Origin of the sequence: Pseudomonas sp. NFX5, assembly GCF_049132125.1 — a bacterium.
Taxonomy (GTDB): domain Bacteria; phylum Pseudomonadota; class Gammaproteobacteria; order Pseudomonadales; family Pseudomonadaceae; genus Aquipseudomonas; species Aquipseudomonas marginalis.
In genome coordinates this window covers 153,608-175,844 of the sequence record NZ_JAFMZG010000032.1, presented here as the reverse complement: position 1 = coordinate 175,844, position 22,237 = coordinate 153,608, and the positions used below count along the sequence as shown (strand labels likewise).

General features: G+C 59.9%; 15 protein-coding genes and 2 tRNA genes. 5 read left to right on the top strand and 12 right to left on the bottom strand.

The window, feature by feature from the left end:
- Positions 1–133: 133 nt before the first annotated feature.
- The 5 genes from J1N02_RS23380 to J1N02_RS23360 form a co-directional block, all read right to left on the bottom strand.
- Complete coding sequence (locus J1N02_RS23380) at positions 134–4,186, bottom strand: HEAT repeat domain-containing protein (protein ID WP_421147788.1); 4,053 nt, start codon at positions 4,184–4,186, stop codon at positions 134–136.
- Positions 4,173–6,341, bottom strand: a complete 2,169-nt coding sequence (locus tag J1N02_RS23375; RefSeq protein WP_421147787.1) for a hypothetical protein — start codon at positions 6,339–6,341, stop codon at positions 4,173–4,175. The genes J1N02_RS23380 and J1N02_RS23375 overlap by 14 nt, the downstream gene beginning before the upstream one ends.
- Before the next feature lie 607 nt (positions 6,342–6,948).
- Positions 6,949–8,262, bottom strand: coding sequence for a tyrosine-type recombinase/integrase (locus tag J1N02_RS23370; RefSeq protein WP_421147786.1), 1,314 nt, complete (start codon positions 8,260–8,262; stop codon positions 6,949–6,951).
- Between the two features lie 233 nt (positions 8,263–8,495).
- Positions 8,496–8,572, bottom strand: a tRNA-Asp gene (locus J1N02_RS23365).
- A gap of 19 nt (positions 8,573–8,591) precedes the next feature.
- A tRNA-Val gene (locus J1N02_RS23360) sits at positions 8,592–8,667 on the bottom strand.
- A gap of 159 nt (positions 8,668–8,826) precedes the next feature.
- On the opposite strand from J1N02_RS23360, the gene rdgC reads away from it, so the two are divergent.
- The 3 genes from rdgC (at position 8,827) to sugE (ending at position 11,227) form a co-directional block, all read left to right on the top strand.
- Entirely contained in the window at positions 8,827–9,747 is a 921-nt protein-coding gene (gene rdgC / locus J1N02_RS23355; protein WP_027607105.1) for a recombination-associated protein RdgC, read from the top strand.
- Between the two features lie 92 nt (positions 9,748–9,839).
- Positions 9,840–10,805 carry a bile acid:sodium symporter family protein gene (locus J1N02_RS23350; RefSeq protein ID WP_027607104.1) on the top strand — a complete coding sequence of 322 codons (966 nt, stop codon included), beginning with the start codon at positions 9,840–9,842 and terminating at the stop codon, positions 10,803–10,805.
- Between the two features lie 107 nt (positions 10,806–10,912).
- On the top strand, positions 10,913–11,227 hold the full coding sequence (sugE, locus tag J1N02_RS23345) for a quaternary ammonium compound efflux SMR transporter SugE (protein WP_027607103.1): 315 nt from the start codon (positions 10,913–10,915) through the stop codon (positions 11,225–11,227).
- Between the two features lie 56 nt (positions 11,228–11,283).
- Here sugE and J1N02_RS23340 read toward each other — a convergent pair whose 3' ends face one another.
- From J1N02_RS23340 to J1N02_RS23330, 3 genes are all read right to left on the bottom strand, one after another.
- The gene (locus J1N02_RS23340) at positions 11,284–13,158 is read right to left on the bottom strand and encodes an MFS transporter (protein WP_092358557.1); all 1,875 of its coding nucleotides are present in this window, start codon (positions 13,156–13,158) and stop codon (positions 11,284–11,286) included.
- A 57-nt stretch (positions 13,159–13,215) separates the two neighbouring features.
- Positions 13,216–14,364, bottom strand: a complete 1,149-nt coding sequence (locus tag J1N02_RS23335; RefSeq protein ID WP_027607101.1) for a TDT family transporter — start codon at positions 14,362–14,364, stop codon at positions 13,216–13,218.
- Between the two features lie 88 nt (positions 14,365–14,452).
- Positions 14,453–15,652, bottom strand: coding sequence for an MFS transporter (locus tag J1N02_RS23330; RefSeq protein ID WP_098480066.1), 1,200 nt, complete (start codon positions 15,650–15,652; stop codon positions 14,453–14,455).
- Between the two features lie 90 nt (positions 15,653–15,742).
- On the opposite strand from J1N02_RS23330, the gene J1N02_RS23325 reads away from it, so the two are divergent.
- Positions 15,743–16,282, top strand: coding sequence for a TetR/AcrR family transcriptional regulator (locus tag J1N02_RS23325; RefSeq protein ID WP_027607099.1), 540 nt, complete (start codon positions 15,743–15,745; stop codon positions 16,280–16,282).
- A 66-nt stretch (positions 16,283–16,348) separates the two neighbouring features.
- Here J1N02_RS23325 and J1N02_RS23320 read toward each other — a convergent pair whose 3' ends face one another.
- The 4 genes from J1N02_RS23320 to J1N02_RS23305 all read right to left on the bottom strand — a co-directional run bounded on the left by J1N02_RS23320 (position 16,349) and on the right by J1N02_RS23305 (position 19,525).
- Positions 16,349–17,128 carry an ABC transporter permease gene (locus J1N02_RS23320; RefSeq protein ID WP_012723134.1) on the bottom strand — a complete coding sequence of 260 codons (780 nt, stop codon included), beginning with the start codon at positions 17,126–17,128 and terminating at the stop codon, positions 16,349–16,351.
- Positions 17,125–18,057: an ABC transporter ATP-binding protein gene (locus J1N02_RS23315; RefSeq protein ID WP_027607098.1), complete on the bottom strand. Its 933-nt coding sequence runs from the start codon at positions 18,055–18,057 to the stop codon at positions 17,125–17,127. The genes J1N02_RS23320 and J1N02_RS23315 overlap by 4 nt, the downstream gene beginning before the upstream one ends.
- A 134-nt stretch (positions 18,058–18,191) precedes the next feature.
- Positions 18,192–18,809: a glutathione S-transferase family protein gene (locus J1N02_RS23310; protein WP_027607097.1), complete on the bottom strand. Its 618-nt coding sequence runs from the start codon at positions 18,807–18,809 to the stop codon at positions 18,192–18,194.
- A gap of 56 nt (positions 18,810–18,865) precedes the next feature.
- Positions 18,866–19,525, bottom strand: coding sequence for a transglutaminase-like domain-containing protein (locus J1N02_RS23305; RefSeq protein ID WP_027607096.1), 660 nt, complete (start codon positions 19,523–19,525; stop codon positions 18,866–18,868).
- Between the two features lie 191 nt (positions 19,526–19,716).
- Here J1N02_RS23305 and J1N02_RS23300 point away from each other — a divergent pair, with 191 nt between their 5' ends.
- Entirely contained in the window at positions 19,717–22,164 is a 2,448-nt protein-coding gene (locus J1N02_RS23300) for an acyl-CoA dehydrogenase (protein WP_421147785.1), read from the top strand.
- Positions 22,165–22,237 lie beyond the last annotated feature (73 nt).

Below are 22,237 nucleotides of genomic sequence, written 5' to 3'. Positions count from 1 at the left end.
CAAACCGTTGACATCGTCCCACGCGGTAAGGCTCCAAAGAAATACAGTCCGACAACGTATCGGTTAGACGCAGCTTTCACGTTCAGGTGGGTGATCAGCTAGCAAGCTTGTGCTTGCCGATTCACTGCGCTGGTCAAGGAACGACAATGCGATCTCCAAGCCGCTTTCGTACGGCTTCTCTCAACTGGACTTTGCCGAGATCGTCGAGAATTGAGGCTGAAAGAGGTTCGGAAGCCATCAACAATTGACGTCCAGGATGATCCGGTTCAAGCAGATCGAGGATTCGATCGGCAGTCGTACGATCACCCCTGGCCATAGCGTTGGCGCCAACCAGCAGCAGAGCGCGTCGCTTGTTCGAGTTGGCGACCCGCTCAAAGAGTTTAAGGGCATTTTCCGCGGAAGCATGGGCCCCGACGAGATGAGCCGCTGACGCGGCAAGGATTGGCGGCGTACTCAGCAGAAACGCGGATGTCAGATGCGCGACAATGCTAGGGTCTACGAAATCGGCGTCGGCCAGGGCTTCGATGGCGTCGAGACGTATCCAACGGGCTTCCGGAATATTGACGAGGTTCAATATTTTCTGCTGGATTCTCGCACTGCAGCAATTCGCTGCGACGATCAGGGCATTTCGGCTAAGCGCGCGGTCGAGCGTTGTGGTGGCAAGATCGAGAAGAGTATTGCCGATTGCATCGGATAAGGGACCGTTCACTGCAAGGGCAACGACCGCCTCTTGGGCAATATCAAAGCTCTCGGGCTCGTCGTAGTGCGGTTCGGCGCTCGACCAAGTGTCATGTATCAGAAACAACAGCGTTTTGAGGTGATCCGGGTGCGGCCGTTCTGCAAGCAGGGCGACTAAGGCGCGGCGAACGCGGCTTCCAGGATCGGATGCCATTGCGAGGATTGCAGGCGGCAAGGGGTCCGGGAATGTCGGCGCCAGATGTAACAGCGCCGTACGGCGCGCATCGGCGCGCTGGTGGCGAAGCGCAGCCTCAACAAGGACGGTATCGCCAATCGCAATCGCCGCCTCGGTCGCACTGACGGCATGCTCTGTACGGCTGGCAATGGTCAGCCACTGGATGATCGCTGGCGAGGCGTCGCCACCGCTTGCGATGATGACCGGCACGACAAGGTCGAGCGCATCCGCATCGAGTTGCGAGGCACAAGCCGTCAGGAATAAGAGCGTCTGACCCTGGACCTTACGAGCTTTCCGCTTCCTAGTCGGGAGCGCTTTGTAGATTTCCTTTAGTTCCCTTGGAAGCGCGTCCGTAATCAGACTTAGTGTGGCCGCGGGGCTGTCTTTTCCGAGTTGTCGGCAGGCGCGCTGCATGGCAGTTAGCAGGGTGACTTGTCGATCAGGCTGTCCACTATTCACCTGGAATGCGGCGACCAAGGAACTTGGTGCGACTTTCAAAGCTGTGGACGCAAGCTCGTCAAGCAGATCCACCTCGGAGGGGACTGAGCTAATCCGCGCCGTAAGCGTAGGTTCCAGCGCTTCGCGCCAGTGCTCTCGCGCTGCCGTCCAAACATTTGACTCCTCATCCATACCATTGCCCGCTACAAGAATGGCTCGAAGCTCGCCTTCACCCACCGGTCCGGGGGAGGCTGAGAGCGCCTGCGCCCAGGCACGGACCAATTCCGCTACGCGCGGATGGTTGGCAAGAACCAGCCAGCGACCCTCTACGCGAAGTTGGCGGATGTAGGCATCGATGAAGACACCGGATGTGTAACCGTCGCCTTCATGGCTCGACTGCGCGGCCTCTTCAGCGGCATGGTCACGTTCGCCATCCTCAATTGCACGCCATTCCTCTCGGCCACTCTTAGCGTATTGACGGTGGATGCTCGCACAGTCATCCAACGCAGCCTGCACTATCCTCTCGAATCCCGCTAGATCACGCACGGCGCCGGCCGCGACAGCGTTAGCGTTAAGCTCGAAGCCGTGGCCGACCATCTCGTGCGCGGCGTCGAGATAGGCGGTGGTCAGGTTGTGGGCGAAGCGATCGAGCCGCTTAGCGAAGTCCGCTCCGTAGTCCCCTCGGTCGAAGCCAAGCTCCTCACGAATAAATCGCGCGGCGACTTTGGACCCGATGGGGCTCGCGGACACAGTGTCGTACCAGGCATCGTCAAAGATCGGCGGCTGCCAGTTACGGGTGAAGAAGGAAGCCCCCCGCTGTGTACCTTTCAACAGCCATCGCGCCACGCGACTTGGTATCGAGGCATCGCTACCCACCTCGGACGCTAGCTCCAGCAATGGCGCGAACTTGGAGCCGGGGTCCATGAGGCTTTCGTCCAGCCAGGCATCGATCGCTTCCTGGCTGTCGGAGTCAATTGCGAAGGTTTGGTCAACGTCCTGTCGGCAAGCGAACGTGCGAGCAACTTCATAAACTCGTGCTGCCGTTTCCATGCCCCAGTTGCGATGCGTTGACGGCAGCTGAACGAGCGCGGCGATCAGGGTCTCGATCGCAAACTCGCTCTGCCCCCAGTTGCTGCTTGCGAAGGCCTCAAAGCCTTGGCGGACGCTCGGGTGAGCGAAGGCGATCGTGCGGGCCGGCTGCCGCAGATGGCGGGCCGCGACCATACGGTCTACGAGGCGATCCAGGCCATCGCCTAGTGCTCGATCAAGTCCACGTAGGGCGCGTTGAAGAGCGTGAAGTTGGCCGCGGTCGAACTGGCCACGCGCCGCCAGCAGCGCCCAAACGATGGCTGAGGTTCCGCAAGTGTCGATGGATGATAGAGCTCTGACGACGACACCTTCCACCGCATCGCGCTGCGCCAACTCGAGCAACCGGCGAAAGAAGATATGGTCTTCTTCCCCGGCATCGGGGCCGGTTTGCATGTGGGCGAAATACAGCTCTATCTCGAGCGGCGTACCAAGTTTGTCTAGCACTTGATTGCGAAACGCGTAAGCCGTGGTTTGCAGAGCGGCCGGTAGCTGATCCATGCGATTGTCATGAATGTCGCGGAGTTGACCATCCCGATACTGGCCGGCATCCAACTCGACTGACCAGGTGTTGAGACTCACCCCGACCTTGGCGCTCTGCATCATGTCGCTGCGGGACGTGATAACGAACTGGTGATCCGGCGTGGCCTTGGCGAGTAGGCGCGGTAGCTGCTCGGTCCATGCTTCGCTGCCCCCGCGAAGGCTAAATTGGCCCCACGGGTCATCGACATAGAAGAGTGTCGATCCGTTGTTAACGACCTTACGCGCGCTGGTCGGCGAATCGTCCGCGCCGATCGTAACGACTTCCAACGCACCATCGCGCCGTCGCGCGATATCGCATAGCTTGAGCGCCGCTTGCGTCTTGCCCGTACCTGAAGGGCCCATAATCACGACTGCATTCTTGTCGTTTAGGATTCTGAGCATCTCATCGAAGTTCGCAGGCGCCACGAAATGCTCGAGGCTGGCAGAGCTGGCCAGGAACCCGCCGTGCGTCCTTACCGTCGCGAGAAGATCGTCGCTCGTCCATAGACCAGGCGTGCTGCCTCGGGTCCTCCGCTTGGCTTCGAGACGCAGCTTTGCAATCAGATTTGGCTGCTCGACCTTCGGGACATGCAGCAGGTCCGACATCAGTTCCCGGATATCGGATGCCAGCTGCTTTTCGGTGAGCTTGCCCCAGATCGCGACGCGACCTTCGGGCGAAGCTTTCAGTGTGGCATGAAGGCTCGGAGGGAAGCTTACCTTGTCGGATACCTCTTCGAAGCCTTCGACCAGCAGGTTACGCGCGACACCCTTGGTGTCGGCATTGGTCACGAGCAGATAGCGGGTGTTCGGATCGTCGAGATGATGCAGTGCTTTTCGGCGTCCACCTTTTTTGTCGGAACCGTGCTTGAGCAAATCCTCGAAATCTTCGACCGACCAGGGCTCGCCGTTGTCCATTTTGACTTGGATAACAAGCTTATATCCGCCAGAGACAGCCGCACTGGGTTGTACGCGTCCTGGCACGTTGGGCTCCAGATCCGCCTCCAGATCTTCCTCGTTTGCCGGTTCCAGCACCAGGCGCGTAGCCGCTTTGGAAATGAGGAGGAGTTGCAGGGCTGCGAGGATCGAGACGTCTAGCTGATAGTCGAAGCCGGCTTGAGCGGCGGCCGCGCCCCGCAGGGGACGCCTTGCATCCGCGCTATAGGAGAAGGATGTGTCCGACGCGTCGGACTGCGGTTGCTTGATGTCTCGACTATTATTTATCGACATCGTCGAACACCGAGCGCTTTGTCACTACGGGGGTGGAAGGCGGAGCTTCCTCCTTCTTTTGCGTCACGATGTGCGTCCAATCCGCTTCGTCTTCAGAGCTTTCATCATGCTGGCGCTTGCGCTCTTCAAGCGCCTCGACTGAGCGTTTCACGTGATCTCGCGCGTCGTCGATCAAAGCCGTGGCGTCCGCGTCGACACCAATCGTCTCAATGCGATCAAGCACGCCGAGAAGCTTTTTAAAATGGCTGTCAGGCTCTTCGTCCAAGTCAGCGTCGGCGGCGATCTCATCGATCCTCTCTTCGAGCGACGGCAGCACAGTTGTCCGCAGCGCCAAGCCCACACCGATAAGCCTTAGCGGCGGTATGATCGCTAGCATCTGTGGCTCGTCGAAGAAGGAGACGTCGAGACCGTTGAGCACGGCAGATTCCAGCCTGTCGGCTACCTCAGAGCGCAGATCGTTAGGCAAGACGCTGAGGTGATGAGCACGTGCATAGGTGGCGATCCGGGGATCGTTGCTAGTTAGATCAGATTGCCAGCAGGACCGTCGAAGTAGATTGGGAAATTGCTCGACGGCTTTGACGAACACGGCCTCGCTCGAACGATAGGAGAGGAAGTGGAACAGCATCCAATTGCGGTGCAATTCGTCGGGCGTGCGGCCAAGTCGTGCGACCAGAGCGTCGTCGAGGGCTGTCTGGATGACAAGCGCATCTCGAATGAGCGGCGAGCCCTCGCACGTGAAACTGCTGAGAATGGTGTCGATAGTCGCGCCTCGTATGAGCGCCGCCATCATATGGGGCTTCTGGCGCAGAATCTCCGTTAGGGCGTCGGAGATCGTCGGATGGGCGAAGGTCCATTTTGATCCGGAAAGCTTCAGGAACGAGCCCTTCAGCTCAGCGAAACAATCCTGAATCTTACTGAGAGTGTACCCAGTCAGCTCGGCGACCGCCTGTGCGGCCGAAGCGTCATGATCGTTAGGATCGAATCCGGCCTGATGGACATACACAAGGATGAGCGCGGCCTGCAGTTGATCATCTAAGGCGTTGACGGTATCAATCAGATGCTCTGTCGGCTCCTCCATAAAGCGTACGAGTGAGCTTTCGCGGGGCGCTAGGCCCTTGGTGAAGTTTGGGTCCCCGAGACGTTCGGCGATCCCTGGGAGAAAATCGCGAACCGCAGCGACAGCGGTTAGATGCGGTTTGATGCTCGATCGCCAGCTCTGGCTCTGCTCACCGAAATTCACATGATTATAGAGAATCTGCGTCTTCTCTTCGAACGTCAACTCGCCAACATCCACCACCGCGCTACCGTCTGCGAATTGGGCAAGGTTGCGCTGCCCGAGCCGGCGCCGCGCCGCTTCATAGATATGTTTTCGGGAAGTTAGAAGAAATCGATTGCCATGTTTGATCGCGGCCCGCAGCTTGGAGAAGGCAGACGTCCAATCCTGCACATAGTCGTCGCGTAGCACATTGGAGCCGAAGGCATCGTCGATCCAGAAGAAGCGTCCCGGATCATTAGGATTCCAACCCGCCTCAAAGTCGCGCGGGCTGGTCAAAGCAAGTACCGTGTTGTCTGGATTCTCCGACGCTATGGTCGACACGATGGCGCCAATCGCCGATTTACCGCTAGAGGGATTACCGAGTAGCAACACTACGCCGTGCTCAGCGATCGCGTTGACTGCATCGCGATGAGCCTGTGTAGGTACATAGGTGCGAAGCTTTGGAATCCAGCTGTCAAGCAACGCCCGGCTCTGCTCGCTGAGCCGCTCATCTACGATCGATGTGAGGTCGCCTAGGCCGTAGACCTGCGGAACGAGGGCCCGGAGGCGCGCGCTGCTCCTGATAACACGGACGATATACTGACGACCGAGAATGTGCGGCTTACGCACGCCAAGCGCGCGGAGTTTGGCACGCATTGCGGATGCGACGGGCGCATCTACGCTCATGTTCGTCATGAAGGCGTAGGTCTCTGCTTGACCGGCTTTGACCAGTTCCTCGACATGAGCAATCTCGGCGGTGAGATCACTGAGCTTCAACGCCTTTGCGGCATCGGACGTATGCTTGCATTGCACGGTTCCGATCAGCAGGGCGTCGTTTTCTGCAGAAATGAGGAAGACCGCATCCTGACCGCCGTCTTGAGCTTCGCGGAAGATTTCCACGGGCCGGCCAAGCACGACCTCGCATACCTGGGAGCATAGATCCTGAAATGCGCGCCAACCGATGGTGTGAAGCGCTAGATCGCTCCAAGGGCCGTTTGCTCTACGTTCGGCCAGCACAGAAGACTTGATTAACACAGTCTCGCCCTTCATGCAGTGGCAACAACACGTGGAACGCCGACCGGCGCAGGAGGGATCTTCGCATCTGTGAGGTCGCAATTTGCACCCAAATCAAGACGGTATTTGTATTTATAGAAGCAGCGCTTTGCCACCTCTGTAGCTGACGGCAGACAATAAGGAGGATCCATGGAAAGCCTAGCACCGCACATCAGTAGGAGGCTGGCGGCGTTCATTGAGGCTAGTAGTCGAGTGATTGTCTCAGGCGTCAAGCAAACCCCCACGGAGAAATATCTCGCCTACCTGATTCAGCTGCGATTTCGTCGATCCAGTTGATCCAATTAGTAGCACTCACCGTTGTTCCTCACTTTGGCTTTCTCAAAGCCCTTCTTCCCTGATCAGTGATCGAAGGAGTCATGCCGCAATGCGTCACTCCCTGGTCTCCTCAAATCTATCCTGTCCGACCTTGATCGCATAGCCTGACTTCGGACTGCTAATCAGCAGCCACCCGCTTCACGCTCAGAAAATCCGTTGAAGGTCGCCCGATTTGCGGCATGTAAGCTTCAGGCGCAGGGAGCGGAACGCAGACCTCTAGGGCATCTAATAAGTCCGCCCAGTATTGCATCATCCTACGTCTCGGCTCGACGTATTCTGCATGATTGTATGCAGCCCGAATTTGGTTGTTATCAGCGTGTGAAAGCTGCGCCTCAATCCACTCTTCTACAAAGCCAACCTCGTTGAGCGCCGTTGAGATGGTGGCCCTGATGCCATGACCGGTGAGCCTTCCTTTGTAACCCATCCGGCTGATCGCGGTGTTAAGGGTATTTTCACTGATCATTTCCTGCGGTTCGTATCGGTGAACCAGCAGATACCGCGCACCGCGCGCCCTTAACTGCACCAGCCGCCGCACAATTGCAATTGCTTGAATAGACAGTGGGATCACATAAGGTGGGATCTCATTCCCCTGTGTTCGAACACGACTCCGGAGTTGCTTCACACCCTCCGGCGGTACCAGCCAAATCCCCTTGTCGAGATCGAATTGGTCTGGGGTCGCCGCCCGCAGCTCTCCTGTACGCACCCCTGTCAGCAGCAATAGCCGAATACCAAGCCGTGTCGCTTCTGCACACCCATAGTGGGTAACGGTCCTGAGCAGTCCTGGAAGTTCATTTACCTGGAGGAAGGGATTATGGCGAACTGGCCGCGGCGTCTCGGCAACGATATCAAGATCTGCTGCTGGGTTCACATCAACGAGCCCTTCCGCCATGGCAAAACGAAAGATCTGGTTGAGCCAGGTGCGTACCTTTCGAGCAGAAACCAGCGCCCCTCTGCGCTCAATTCGCCTAATGAGCTCCAGCACGTCACCACGAGAAATATCTGAGATCGGAAGATTGCCCAAATACGGCAGCATGTCCTTCTTCAGGTATTTACTGGCTTGCCCTGCACTGCCCTTCTTACTTTTCGTCAGCTTTTTACTTCGGAACTCATGCCAGCGACCAGCAACCGCTTCAAACGTGTTGTTGGCGGCGTGAGAGGCTTTTTGGCGCTCGGCGCGACGATGTGAGCGGGGATCGATATTGTTGGCCACCAGCGCACGTGCAGCCTCTCTCCGCTGGCGAGCCTCCTTGAGGCTAACGTCAGGATAGGTGCCGAGGGAAATGCGCAATTGCTTGTCATGCCAATAGAAACGGAAATGCCAGCGTTTCGAACCCGTCGTAGGCACTTGCAGAGATAAGCCATCCCCATCAGTTAACGTATAAGGCTTGCTGGCGGGCTTGGCTTGCTTGATCGCTGTATCTGTCAGAGCCATCAGACACCTCCTTTTGGATCAAGGAGGGGAATACAACCCAGCGGTAGACGCACCAATACGAAAATTGATGCGCAAGGAATCGTAAAAGGCTGTGCCAGCGGTGTACTTAAATGTGTACTTAAAAACCGTGGCTGGAGATGGATTCCAGTGGAATTCAGAAAACGAAAAAAGCGGCTCAAGGCCGCTATTTCCGTAGCTTCCAGGCGTTCAGTGGGCCTTAGTGGAAGCAAATATGGCGCAGCGGACGGGACTCGAACCCGCGACCCCCGGCGTGACAGGCCGGTATTCTAACCGACTGAACTACCGCTGCGCGTAACACATGAAGCGAATGGTGGGTGATGACGGGATCGAACCGCCGACCCTCTGCTTGTAAGGCAGATGCTCTCCCAGCTGAGCTAATCACCCTTCGTCTCGGTGTGGCGCGCATTCTACGGAGCGACCTTATGTCTGGCAAGCACTTTCTTAAATCTTTTTTTTGAGGCCTTCCAATGGCTTAGGCAGGGTTGGCCTGGGGCGCTATCAAGAGAATAATGCCCCCCTTTGTATAAAGGAGAGACTCACCCCATGTGGTTCAAGAACCTGCTTATCTATCGCCTGACCCAAGATCTGCCTGTTGATGCCGAGGCGTTGGAAGCGGCCATGGCCACCAAACTGGCGCGCCCTTGTGCCAGCCAGGAGTTGACCACCTACGGTTTCGTCGCACCGTTCGGTAAAGGTGAAGACGCTCCCCTGGTTCACGTCAGCGGTGACTTCCTGCTGATCGCCGCCCGCAAGGAAGAACGCATCCTGCCGGGCAGCGTGGTGCGTGACGCACTGAAAGAGAAAGTCGAAGAGATCGAGGCCGAGCAAATGCGCAAGGTCTATAAAAAGGAACGCGACCAGATCAAGGATGAAATCATCCAGGCCTTCCTGCCCCGCGCTTTTATTCGCCGCTCGTCGACCTTTGCCGCCATCGCGCCGAAGCAAGGCCTGATCCTGGTGAACTCGGCCAGCCCGAAACGCGCCGAAGACCTGCTCTCCACCCTGCGTGAAGTGATCGGCACCCTGCCGGTGCGCCCACTCACCGTGAAAACCGCGCCCACCGCCATCATGACCGACTGGGTCACCACCCAGAAACCGGCCGATGACTTCTTCGTCCTCGACGAATGCGAACTGCGCGACACCCACGAAGACGGCGGCATCGTACGTTGCAAGCGTCAGGACCTGACCGGCGAAGAAATCCAGCTGCACCTGACCACCGGCAAAGTCGTGACCCAACTGTCCCTGGCCTGGCAGGACAAGCTGTCCTTCATGCTTGACGACAAGATGACCGTCAAGCGCCTGAAGTTCGAAGACCTGCTGCAAGACCAGGCGGAACAGGACGGTGGCGAAGAGGCCCTGGGTCAGCTGGACGCCAGCTTCACGCTGATGATGCTGACCTTCGGCGACTTCCTGCCGGCGTTGATCGAAGCCCTCGGCGGCGAAGAAACCCCGCAAGGTATCTAAGCCGTTTGAAGATCAAATTGTGGGAGGGGAATTGCCCCCTCACACATTTGATCGCATTTGCACTTCAAGAATCTAATAACAAGGACACCCCCATGCGCGCACTCGCCGCCTTGAGCCGCTTCGTCGGCAATACCTTCGCCTACTGGGTGTTGATCTTCGCCGTTGTCGCGTTCCTCGAGCCCAGCTGGTTCATCGGCCTGAAAAGCGCCATCGTCCCGCTGCTGGGCCTGGTGATGTTCGGCATGGGGCTGACCCTCAAACTTGAAGACTTCGCCGAAGTCGCTCGCCACCCGTGGCGCGTGGCCCTGGGCGTGGTCGCGCATTTCGTGATCATGCCGGGGGTGGCGTGGCTGCTGTGCCAGGCCTTTCACCTGCCGCCGGAAATTGCCGTCGGCGTGATCCTGGTCGGTTGCTGCCCAAGCGGCACCTCGTCCAACGTGATGACCTGGCTGGCCCGTGGCGACCTGGCGCTGTCGGTGGCCATCGCTGCCGTCACCACCCTCCTCGCCCCGCTGCTCACCCCGGCGCTGATCTGGCTGTTGGCCTCGGCCTGGTTGCCGGTGTCGTTCATGGAGTTGTTCTGGTCGATCCTGCAAGTGGTGCTGCTGCCGATCGTGCTCGGCGTGGTCGCGCAACGCGTGCTCGGCGAGCGGGTCCGCCATGCAGTGGACGTGCTGCCCCTGGTGTCGGTGGTCAGCATTGTGATCATCGTCGCCGCGGTAGTGGCTGCCAGCCAGGCGAAAATTGCCGAATCGGGCCTGCTGATCATGGCTGTGGTGATGCTGCACAACAGCTTCGGCTACCTGCTGGGCTACTTCACCGGCCGTGTGTTCAAACTACCATTGGCCCAACGCAAGTCGTTGGCACTGGAAGTGGGCATGCAGAACTCAGGGCTGGGCGCCGCCTTGGCCAGCGCGCACTTTTCGCCGTTGGCGGCAGTGCCCAGTGCGTTGTTCAGTGTCTGGCACAATATTTCCGGGGCATTGCTGTCGACGTATTTCCGCCGCATGAGCGAGAAGGAAGACCGCCGCGTACTGGAGAACACGCCGCAAACTTGATCGCATGATCAATTTTCGGCACTCTACCGGGCTTCGCGGGGACGACCTCGCGACGCTGTCGAGGCGCACAATCCGGGGACGACCCCGCCTATGGAAGCGAGGTCATCATGTCCTGGATCATTCTGTTTTTTGCCGGTCTGTTCGAAGTCGGCTGGGCCGTCGGCCTGAAGTACACCGACGGTTTCAGCAAGCCACTGCCCACCGCCCTGACGATTGCCGCCATGGCCATCAGCCTCGGCCTGCTGGGGCTGGCCATGAAGGAACTGCCCCTGGGCACCGCCTATGCCATCTGGACCGGTGTGGGCGCGGTGGGCACCGTGATTGCCGGGATTGTCCTGTTCGGGGAGTCCATGGCGTTGTTTCGATTGGCCAGTGTGGCGTTGATCATTTGCGGGCTTGTTGGGCTTAAGATCAGCGCTTAGGCCGCTACCGCCATCGGGGGCAAGCCCCCGATGAGTCCGGTACATCCAGCACAGAACTACCTGACACTCCCCCGCAAAACACCCACCACCGCCTGCAACTGCGCAGGCGTAGCCGCCTCCACGGCAACAGGCTCACCCGCCACCAATACCACCCGCGACCAGATCCGATGAAAGAAGCCCTTGTGCGGATCGCGGCTGAAGAAACTCCCCCACAGCCCCTGCAACGCCATCGGAATCACCGGCACCGGTGTCTCTTCCAGGATGCGCGTCACCCCACCACGGAACTCATTCATCTCGCCATCCGCCGTCAATTTGCCTTCCGGGAAGATACACACCAACTCCCCGTCCTTCAGGTACTGGGCAATGCGCGTGAAGGCCTTTTCGTAGATCTGGATGTCTTCATTGCGCCCGGCAATCGGAATCGCCCCGGCGGTGCGGAAGATAAAGTTCAGCACCGGCAAACGGTAGATCTTGTAGTACATGACAAAGCGAATCGGCCGACGCACCGCGCCACCGATCAACAACGCATCGACAAACGACACGTGATTGCACACCAGCAACGCCGCGCCTTCGTCCGGGATCAGGTCGAGGTTGCGATGCTCCACGCGGTACATGGAGTGGCTGAGCAGCCAGATCATGAAGCGCATGGTGAACTCGGGGACGATCTTGAAGATGTAGGCATTGACCGCGATGTTGAGCAGCGACACCACCAGGAACAACTCCGGGATCGACAGCTTGGCCACGCTCAGCAGCAGGATCGACACGATCGCCGAGACCACCATGAACAGCGCATTGAGAATGTTGTTGGCGGCGATCACCCGCGCCCGCTCGTTCTCGGCGGTACGCGACTGGATCAGCGCGTACAGCGGCACGATATAGAAGCCGCCGAACACACCCAGGCCAAGGATATCGAACAACACCCACCAGGCCTGGCCGTAGCTGAGCACCGCGAGCCAATCGTTGGCCTGGACGTTCTGCGGGAAACCGCCGGAATGCCACCAGAGCAGCAGGCCGAACACCGTCAGGCCGAACGAGCCAAACGGCACCAGGCCGATTTCCACCTTACGCCCGGAGAGTTTTTCGCAGAGCATCGAGCCCAGGGCGATGCCCACCGAGAACACCGTGAGGATCAGGGTGACCACGGTTTCATCGCCGTACAACCATTCCTTGGCGTAGGCCGGGATCTGCGTCAGGTAGATCGCGCCGACAAACCAGAACCACGAGTTACCGACAATCGAGCGCGACACCGCGGGCGTCTGCCCCAGGCCCATGCGCAGCGTGGCCCAGGACTGGGTGAAAATATTCCAGTCCAGGCGCAGTTGCGGCGTGGATGCGGCCGCCCGTGGAATGCTGCGGCTGGCCAGGTAACCCAGCACCGCCACGCCGACAATCGCCACCGCCACGATCGGCGCGTAATGGGTGGACGACATCATGATCCCGGCGCCAATGGTGCCGGCCAGGATGGCCAGGAACGTGCCCATCTCCACCAGGCCGTTGCCACCTACCAGCTCATCTTCGTGCAGGGCCTGGGGCATGATCGAGTACTTCACCGGACCGAACAGCGCCGAGTGGGTACCCATGGCAAACAACGCCAGCAGCATCAATTCCAAATGGTTGAACAGGAAGCCTGTGGCACCGACGGCCATGATCACGATCTCGCCGATCTTGATCGCACGGATCAACGCATCCTTGTTGAATTTCTCGCCAAACTGCCCGGCCAGCGCCGAAAACAGGAAGAACGGCAGGATAAACAGCAAGGCGCACAGGTTGACCCAAATGCTGCGGTCACCGTCGATGGTGAGCTTGTAGAGAATCGCCAGGATCAGCGATTGCTTGAAGATGTTGTCGTTGAAAGCGCCCAGCAACTGGGTGATGAAAAACGGCAGGAAGCGCCGTGTGCGCAGCAAGGTGAATTGTGAGGGGTGGCTCATCGTCCGTGTTCCTGCGTGGCCTAATAGTTATCAGGCCACGACTTTACCTAACTCCGCTTACTTATTCCCTAGTCCTGCAATGCACGGCGAAACAAAAAGCTCGCCTTTGTAGGCGCCCTGCACAGTGCGCTTGGCCACGATCAGCCACATCAGCGCCAACGCCGCCACCAGCAGGCTGCCGAAGGCGCTGAAGAAGCCCAGGTGCAGCAGGTTCGCCAGCTTCAGCGTGGCCAGGGCGTACACCCCCAACGGGAAGGTGAAGCCCCACCAACCCAGGTTGAACGGGATACCGCCGCGCAGGTAACGCAGGGTGATCAATACCGCGATCAGCATCCACCACAAGCCGAAGCCCCACAGGGTGATGCCTGCGACCAGGCCAAGCCCATTGGCTATTTCACCCACGCCGGGCAGGCCATTGGCGGCAAAGATCGCCGGAGCATCGCCGCCCAGCAACAACATGCCCAGGGCACCGGTACCGATCGGGCCCAACGCCAGCCAGCTCGACGCCGCCATGTTGGCGTGGGGCAGTTTGTGCAGGGCCATGCGCAACATCAGGATGGTCAGGATGCTGAACGCCACCGGCAGGGAAAACGCCCACAACACGTAGCTGGTCACCAGCATCACCAGTTGCGAATGAGCGTCCGCCAGGTGCGGCGCGAGCAAGCCGCCGCTGGCTGCGGCGACTTCGGCCGCCACCACCGGCAGCAGCCAGACCGCAGTCATCTGGTCGATGCTGTGTTCCTGGCGGGTGAACATCATGAAGGGAATCAGCACACCGCAGGCCAGGGCCATCGCCACATCCAGCCACCACAGGGCTTCGGCCAGCGGGATCACATCGGCGCCCCAACGCGGCAGGCCAAACAGCAGCAAGCCATTGAGAATGGTCGCCAGGCCCATGGGGATGGTGCCGAAGAACATCGAGACCGTGGAGTGCCCGAAAATCCGCCGCGCCTCGTGGAAAAACATCACCCAGCGCGCGGTATACAAGGCACTGAACAGAATGAACAGGCCAATGGTGAACCACCACAGTGCTTCGGCAATGGCCTGCACACCTGGCAGGTTGACCGGCCATTGCGCCAGGGCCAGCGCCAGCACCCCGGTGCCCATGGTCGCGGCGAACCAGTTGGGGGTGAATTGGCGAATCACTTCCCGAGGCCGGGTCAGGTGACTGAAGGGTTTGTAGCTGATGGTCGTCGAGCAGTTCATGATGGCAATCCTCTTCCTCGCATGAGGTTGAGGCCATGGTAGAACCTGATCGAATATCTATATAACGGGTAATATCTCTAACTGTTATCTACTTTACAGATATGCAGGCCGCCTTGGATTTTGCCGAATCCTGCAGCAGCAAGGCGACCAACGCCCCGAGGGCCAGCAGGATCAGTACGGCGCCGTAACCGTCGGTGGTGACGATCAGGCCAAAGCGGCGAATCAGGTTGCCCGCCAGCAGCGAAGGCAAGCAGAACGCCAAATAACTCAGCACATAGAATGCCGACATCAAGCCTGCCCGTTCATGGGGCAAAGCCAGCGGCACCACACTGCGCAATGCGCCGAGAAAGCCGGCGCCAAAGCCGCTGCCGGCGATCAATGTGGCGATAAAAAACAGCGGCAGGCTGGCGCTGTGCACCGCCGTAAGGATCAGCGCCACCCCCACCGCCAGCAGCGTCGCGCCCAGGCGCAGCACCTTGCTGGCCGGGCGATTGCGCAGGGTGAAGATCATCAGCGCCCCGCTCAACGTCAGCACCGCCACCAGGCCGCCACCGATAAGGTTCGATGTAGAGCCTGTCGCCGCCCGTACCAGCGACGGCGCCAGGGACAGGTAAAAGCCCCCCATCGCCCACACCGCCACGTCCACCGGCAATGACAGCCACAACGCGCGACGCGCCTGGGGCGGCACATGCAGCGTGGGGCGCAGCGAGGCCAGTGCACCGGGAATACGATCAACGGTTTCCGGCAGGCGCCACACATACAGCGCCTGCATCAGCATCAGCGCCAGCAGCGTCCAGTAGATCAACTGCGTCGGCAGTGGCGCGAACTCCGCCAGCACACTGCTGCCCATCGCACCGCACGCCATGCCCAGCAGAGGTGCCACGCTGTTGACCAGCGGGCCCTGCTGGCGGTCGGTGTCGAGCAAGGCCGCGCCCAGCACCGCCGTGGCCATGCCGGTGGCAAACCCCTGTACGGTACGCGCTGCGATCAGCCAGGCCACACTGTCTTCATTGATAAACAGCAGCATCGCCAACATATTCAGGACCAATGCCGTAAAAATCACGGGCCTGCGTCCCAGGTGGTCCGACAGCGAGCCCACGGTCAACAGCGCCGCCAACAGGCTCAAGGCGTACACGCCAAAGATCAGCGTGAGCGTGCCCGCCGAAAAATGCAGGCCCTCCTGATACAGGTGGTACAACGGTGTCGGCGCACTGGAAGCGGCGAGAAACGTCAGCAACGTGACCGCGAGGAACACCAGGCTGGAACGATGAGAAGTGAGGCTGGACATGGGCACGCTCCGCTAAAGCTAATATTTTGCTTTTGCGGAGTGTGCTACCCGCCGGCGCTTAAAGCAAATTCTTTGTGTTAAGGTCGCAACATGGCGATAAAAGAAGGCCTCCGCCCGGGGGGCCGCAGTGCCCGGGTACAGGAATCGGTCCACTCGGCCGTGCGTGAATTGCTCGAAACCCATGAGCGCTCCAGTGTCACGGTGCCGATGATTGCCGCGCGCGCAGGCGTAACGCCCTCGACTATCTACCGGCGCTGGGGCGACCTCTCGGTGCTGCTCGCGGATGTGGCCCTGGCGCGTATGCGCCCCGACAGCGAGCCCGCCAACACCGGCAGCCTGCGTGGCGACTTGCGGGCATGGGCCGAGCAATACCTGGATGAGATGAGTTCGGAGCCGGGCCGCAACATGATGCGCGACCTGCAATGCAGGGGGACGCCGGGCTACTGCGTGAGCATCTTGAGTGGGCAGCTTCAGGCGATTGTCGACCGTTATCCGCACCAGTCGCCACCAAGCGTGGACCACTTGATCAATCTGCTGGCAGCACCGACGGTGTTTCGTATTCTGTTCTCAAGCGCGCCGCTGACGGTTGAAGAACTGCACGCGCTGATCGAGCTGGCTCTGCAGGCCTGAAGACCTGAAACAAAACCAAATGTGGGAGGGGGCAAGCCCCCTCCCACATTTTTTGACCGCGCTTTATCAGGTCCGCATCCCGCGCCCGCTCACCAGCAGCTTCGCGCAACCGATATACAACACCACAGTCGCCACCAGCATGAAGGTGATCGCCACGCTGATCTTGATATCCGACACGCCCAGGATGCCGTAGCGGAAGGCGTTGACCATATGCAGCACCGGGTTGGCCAGCGACACGGTCTGCCAGAACGGCGGCAGCAAGGTGATGGAGTAGAACACCCCGCCCAAGTAGGTCAGGGGCGTCAGCACGAAGGTCGGGATGATCGAAATATCATCGAAGTTGCGTGCGAACACGGCGTTGATAAACCCCAGCAGCGAGAAGATCGTCGCCGTCAGCACCACCACCAGAATGGTGACGCCGAGGTGATGCACCTGCAGGTGGGTGAAGAACAGTGACAGCAGCGTCACGATCACGCCCACCATCAAGCCGCGCAGTACGCCACCCAAGGTGTAGCCGATCAAAATGGTATGCGGCGACACCGGCGAGACCATCAGCTCTTCGATGGAGCGCTGGAACTTGCTGCCGAAGAAACTGGAGACCACGTTGCCATAGGAGTTGGTGATCACCGACATCATGATCAGGCCCGGCACGATGTACTCCATATAGGTGAAACCACCCATGTCGCCGATCTGCCGACCGATCAGGTTACCGAAGATCACAAAGTACAACACCATGGTGATCGCCGGCGGCAGCAGGGTCTGCGGCCAGATCCGGGTAAAGCGCTTCACTTCGCGGTAGACGATGGTCTGCAGTGCGACAAGGTTGGGCTGCAGCTCAGAACTCATACCGCCACCTTCGTCAGATTTTTCTCCACCAAGGACACGAACAACTCCTCAAGGCGATTGGTTTTATTACGCAGGCTCAGCACGTCGATGTTCTGCGCCGCCAACTGGGTGAACAACGCGGTGATGCCCATGGCTTTATCCACCTGGACTTCCAGGGTATGGCTGTCCACCAGGCGGCTGGGGTAACCGAGCAATTGCGGCGGTGCCGACAGGTTGTTCTTCAGGTCGAGCAGGAAGGTTTCCACATGCAGTTGGCCCAGCAGGTTACGCATGCTGGTGTTCTCGACGATGGTGCCGTGGTCGATGATGCCGATGTTGCGGCACAGCTGCTCAGCCTCTTCCAGGTAATGGGTGGTGAGGATGATGGTGATGCCCTTCTCGTTCAGCTCGGTGAGGAAGGTCCACATCGAGCGACGCAGTTCGATATCCACGCCGGCGGTGGGCTCATCGAGGATCAACAGGCGCGGTTCATGCACCAGCGCACGGGCAATCATCAGGCGACGCTTCATGCCGCCGGACAGCGACCGGGACGGCACGTCGCGCTTGTCCCACAGGCCCAACTGGGTCAGGTATTGCTCGGCGCGCTCCTTGGCAACTTTCGCCGGGATGCCGTAGTAACCAGCCTGGGTCACGACAATGTCGAAAGTCTTTTCAAACTGGTTGAAGTTGAATTCCTGGGGCACCACGCCGATGGAACGCTTGAGCGCCGCCGGGGATTTGTCCAGGTCGTGGCCGAAGATATTCACCGTGCCGCTGGTCTTGTTGACCAGAGTGGAGAGGATACCGATGGTGGTGGATTTGCCGGCGCCGTTGGGGCCGAGCAAGGCGAAGAAGTCACCTTCAGCAACGTCCAGATCGATACCACTCAGGGCCTGGAAACCGTTGCCGTAGGTTTTGGTTAGCTGCCGGATGGACAGAGCGGAACTCATATCGGAATACGCACCAAAGAAGGGAATAGAAAGAGTAGATGAGGGCGCAGCGCACGTAGTTCAACGGCGGCGCATGACAGGCATGGTGCTTGCCCGCGCCGCACAAGTACAGTCACCTGTATTAATAGTCAGTATTAAGTCAACGCGGTCATGACCGCCTTGCGGTAGGCCGGGCGCTGTTGCAGGCGCTGGTACCAGGCCTCCAGATGGGGCATCGCAGGGCGCTCGATGGGCATCTCGAACCAGGCGTAGATAAAGCAGCCGAGGGGAATATCACCCATGCCGAAGGTCTCGCCCGACAGGTAAGGCTGCTCGGCCAATGCATCGTCAACGGTACTCAGTGCATCGATACAGGCCTGACGCCCGGCGTTGATGCTGCCCCAGTCCTGCTTCTCCGCCGGGGTGCGCACAACGCCCCAGAACACGGCCTTGAACGGCTCGGCGAGGGTCGAGGTGGTCCAGTCCATCCATTTCTCGGCGCTGGCACGCGCCTGCAGGTCGCTCGGGTATAACCCCGACGCGTGTTTGGCGCAGAGGTAGCGCACGATGGTGTTGGACTCCCACAGCACAAAGTCGCCATCCTCGATCATCGGCACCCGGCCATTCGGGTTCAATGCCCGGTATTGCGGCGTGTCCACCACGCCAAAAGCCCCGCCCGCATCAATTGCCTCATAGTCCAGGCCGAGTTCCTCGGCGCACCACAGTGCTTTCCTGACGTTTGATGAATTTTTACGACCCCAGATTTTCAGCATGACCGCGCCTTTTTGTTGATGAACATGGCTGGATGAACGCAGCAGCATACGCCGGTTCACCCGCGGCTCAAATCGCTCTGCATGTCGCCCAACAAGGCCGGCATCTGTTCGGCAAACAGGTGCGGGTAACATTTCTCCAGATGGGCGAAGAAGAAATCCTCGGGCACATCGGGAAACTGCCCATGGTCCACCACGTACTCCATCGAGCGCTGCCCCTGGCGGTTGAATGCATGGAACACGCTGTCGTTGATCCCGTCGAAGTCCAGTGGTGGCACGTCGAACACCTCACAGAGTTGGCGGTTGAACGCCGGCGTCGCCTTAACCCAGCGGCCATCCAGGTAAAGCTCGGTGTAGCCGTGCATCGCGAACACATCGCTTTTGAGCAACGCGATCAGGCGCGGTGTCGACAGATGATTGCGCACATCCGCAAGACCGATGCGCGCAGGGATGCCGCAGTGGCGAGCGCAGGCGGCGAGCAAGGTGGCCTTGGGCACGCAATAGCTTTCGCCGGCGGCCAGGGCAAAGCTGGCGCTGAGGCTGCCGGGGTCGCGGCTGAAGGTGTAGGGGTTGTAGCGAATCGCCTCACGCACGGCGTAATAGAGACTGACCGCCTGGTCACGTAAATTCGCGCTGGAGCCGCGGTGTTTTTCGGCGAACTCCACCACCGCAGGGTGGTCACTATCGATGAAGCGGCTGGGGCTCAGGTACGTATCCATGAGTTTGATCTCCGAAGGAAGCCTGGAGTTTAACGACAGGTCCGCCACGGAGATAACGACGATTCGGCCAAATGTCGGCGCCTGATGCCAGGTGTTCCCAGTACAACTTGTAACACCCTGATCACCCCGCTTGTTCGGATGCCGACTAAGCTCCCTGGTGGTTTCGCCCCTGGTTTCACGGAGGATTGAATATGCTGTTGTTGTGGATACTGGTTCTGGTGGTCGGCATTGCCTACCTGGCACATCGCCGCGTCGCCCCCCTGCCCGCCCTGGGCGTGATCGCCGTTTACCTGCTGGCGATGGGCGCCTGGAGCCATGCACCGGGTTGGCTGCTGCTGATTTTCTGGGTATTGATCGCTGTGGTGGCCGCGCCCTTGCTGCTGCCGGACCTGCGCCGCCAATACTTCACCAAGCCGCTGTTCAGCTGGTTCCAGAAAGTCTTGCCGCCGATGTCCGAGACCGAGCGCGACGCCATCGACGCCGGCACCGTGTGGTGGGACGGCGAACTGTTCAGCGGTCGTCCCGACTGGGACAAATTGCTGGCCTACCCCAAGGTGCAACTGACCGAGGAAGAACAGGCCTTTATCGACGGCCCCACCGAAGAACTCTGCGCCATGGTCAGCGACTGGGAAATCGGCCAGGCCATGGACCTGCCGCCGGCCGCGTGGGAGCACATCAAGACCCACGGTTTCTTCGCCCTGATCATTCCCAAGGAATATGGCGGCAAGGGCTTCTCCGCTTATGCCCACTCCCAGGTCGCGATGAAACTCGCCACCCGCAGCGGCGACCTCGCCTCCACCGTGATGGTGCCCAACTCCCTCGGCCCGGCCGAATTGCTGTTGCATTACGGCACCGACGAACAACGCAACCACTACCTGCCGCGCCTGGCGCGTGGCGATGACATCCCCTGCTTCGCCCTCACCGGCCCGCTGGCCGGTTCCGATGCCGGCGCCATGCCTGACACGGGGGTGATCTGCAAAGGCGAATGGGAAGGCAAGGAAACCCTCGGCCTGCGCCTGAACTGGGAAAAACGCTACATCACCCTTGGCCCGGTCGCGACCCTGCTGGGCCTGGCCTTCAAGGCCCATGACCCGGACCACCTGCTGGGTGAAGAAGAAGACCTGGGTATCAGCCTGGCGCTGATCCCTACCGACACCCCCGGCGTGGAAATCGGCCGTCGCCACCTGCCCCTCGGCGCCGCGTTCATGAACGGCCCCAACTCCGGCAAGGATGTGTTCATCCCCCTGGAATACCTCATCGGCGGCCAGGAAATGCTCGGCAAAGGCTGGATGATGCTGATGAACTGCCTGTCTGTCGGCCGTTCGATCTCCCTGCCCGCCGTGGGCACCGGTGCTGCCAAGTTCACCAGCCTGGTCACCGGCCAGTACGCCCAGGTGCGCGAGCAGTTCAACGTACCGCTGTCAGCCTTCGAAGGTATCCAGGAAGCCCTGGCGCGCATCGGCGGCAACGCCTGGCTGATGGACAGCGCACGCATGCTCACCGCCAATGCCGTGGACCTAGGGGAAAAACCCTCGGTGCTGTCAGCGATCCTCAAGTACCACCTGACGGAACGCGGCCGCGAGTGCATCAGCCACGCCATGGACGTACACGGCGGCAAGGGCATCATCATGGGCCCGAACAACTACCTGGGCCGCAGCTGGCAGGGCGCGCCGATCTTCATCACCGTGGAAGGCGCGAACATCCTCTCGCGCAACCTGATGATCTTCGGCCAGGGTGCCATCCGCTGCCATCCGTTCGTGCTCAAGGAAATGGCGCTGGCCGGTCGTGAGGACCACGATCAGGCGCTGAAGGAGTTCGACGGGCTGTTGATGCAACACATTGGCTTTGCCGTGAGCAATGCCGCCAGCACCCTGGTGCTGAACCTCGGCGTGGGGCACTTCGAGAAAGCCCCGGGCAACCGTTTGAGCCAGGGTTATTTCCGCGCATTGAACCGCCAGGCTGCCGCGTTCGCGCTGCTGGCAGACCTGAGCATGATGCTGCTGGGTGGCGAGTTGAAACGCCGCGAACGCCTGTCGGCACGCCTCGGCGACGTACTGAGCCACATGTACCTGGCATCGGCGGCACTCAAGCGTTACCACGACCTGGATTCGCCGGATCACCTGGAACCGCTGTTCGCCTGGGCCATGGAAGAAAGCCTCGGCGAGTCCGAGCGTGCGCTGGATGAACTGTTGACCAACTTCCCGAATAAAGTGCTGGGCTGCCTGCTGCGGGTGATTGTGTTCCCGTTCGGGCGACGCCATACCGGCCCGTCCGATGCGCTGGATGCGGAAGTGGCCGCGGTGATTGGCCGCGCCAAAGGCGACCCGACCCTGGAAGAATTGCTGGCCGGCTGCTACCGCCCGCAATCGGCAGACGATCCGGTGGGCGCGCTGCAAAACGCCTACGACCTGCTGGGTGCCAGCCACCCGCTGCAGAAAAAACTGCATGCCGCGCTCAAAAGCGGCCAGGTCAAACCGACTGCCGGCGAGCATGCCATCGACGCCGCGCTGCATGCCGGTGTGCTGCAACCGGCGGAAGCGCAAACCTTGCGTGACGCCGAAGCGGCACGGCGCAAGGTGATCGACGTGGATGATTTCAGCAAGGAAGAGCTGGTACACGCTGAAGGTAAAGTCCGCTGAGTCCGGCGGTCATATAAAAACGGGCGCGAGAGGCATATACTCTCGCGCCCGTTTTTGCTTTAGAGGACTTATC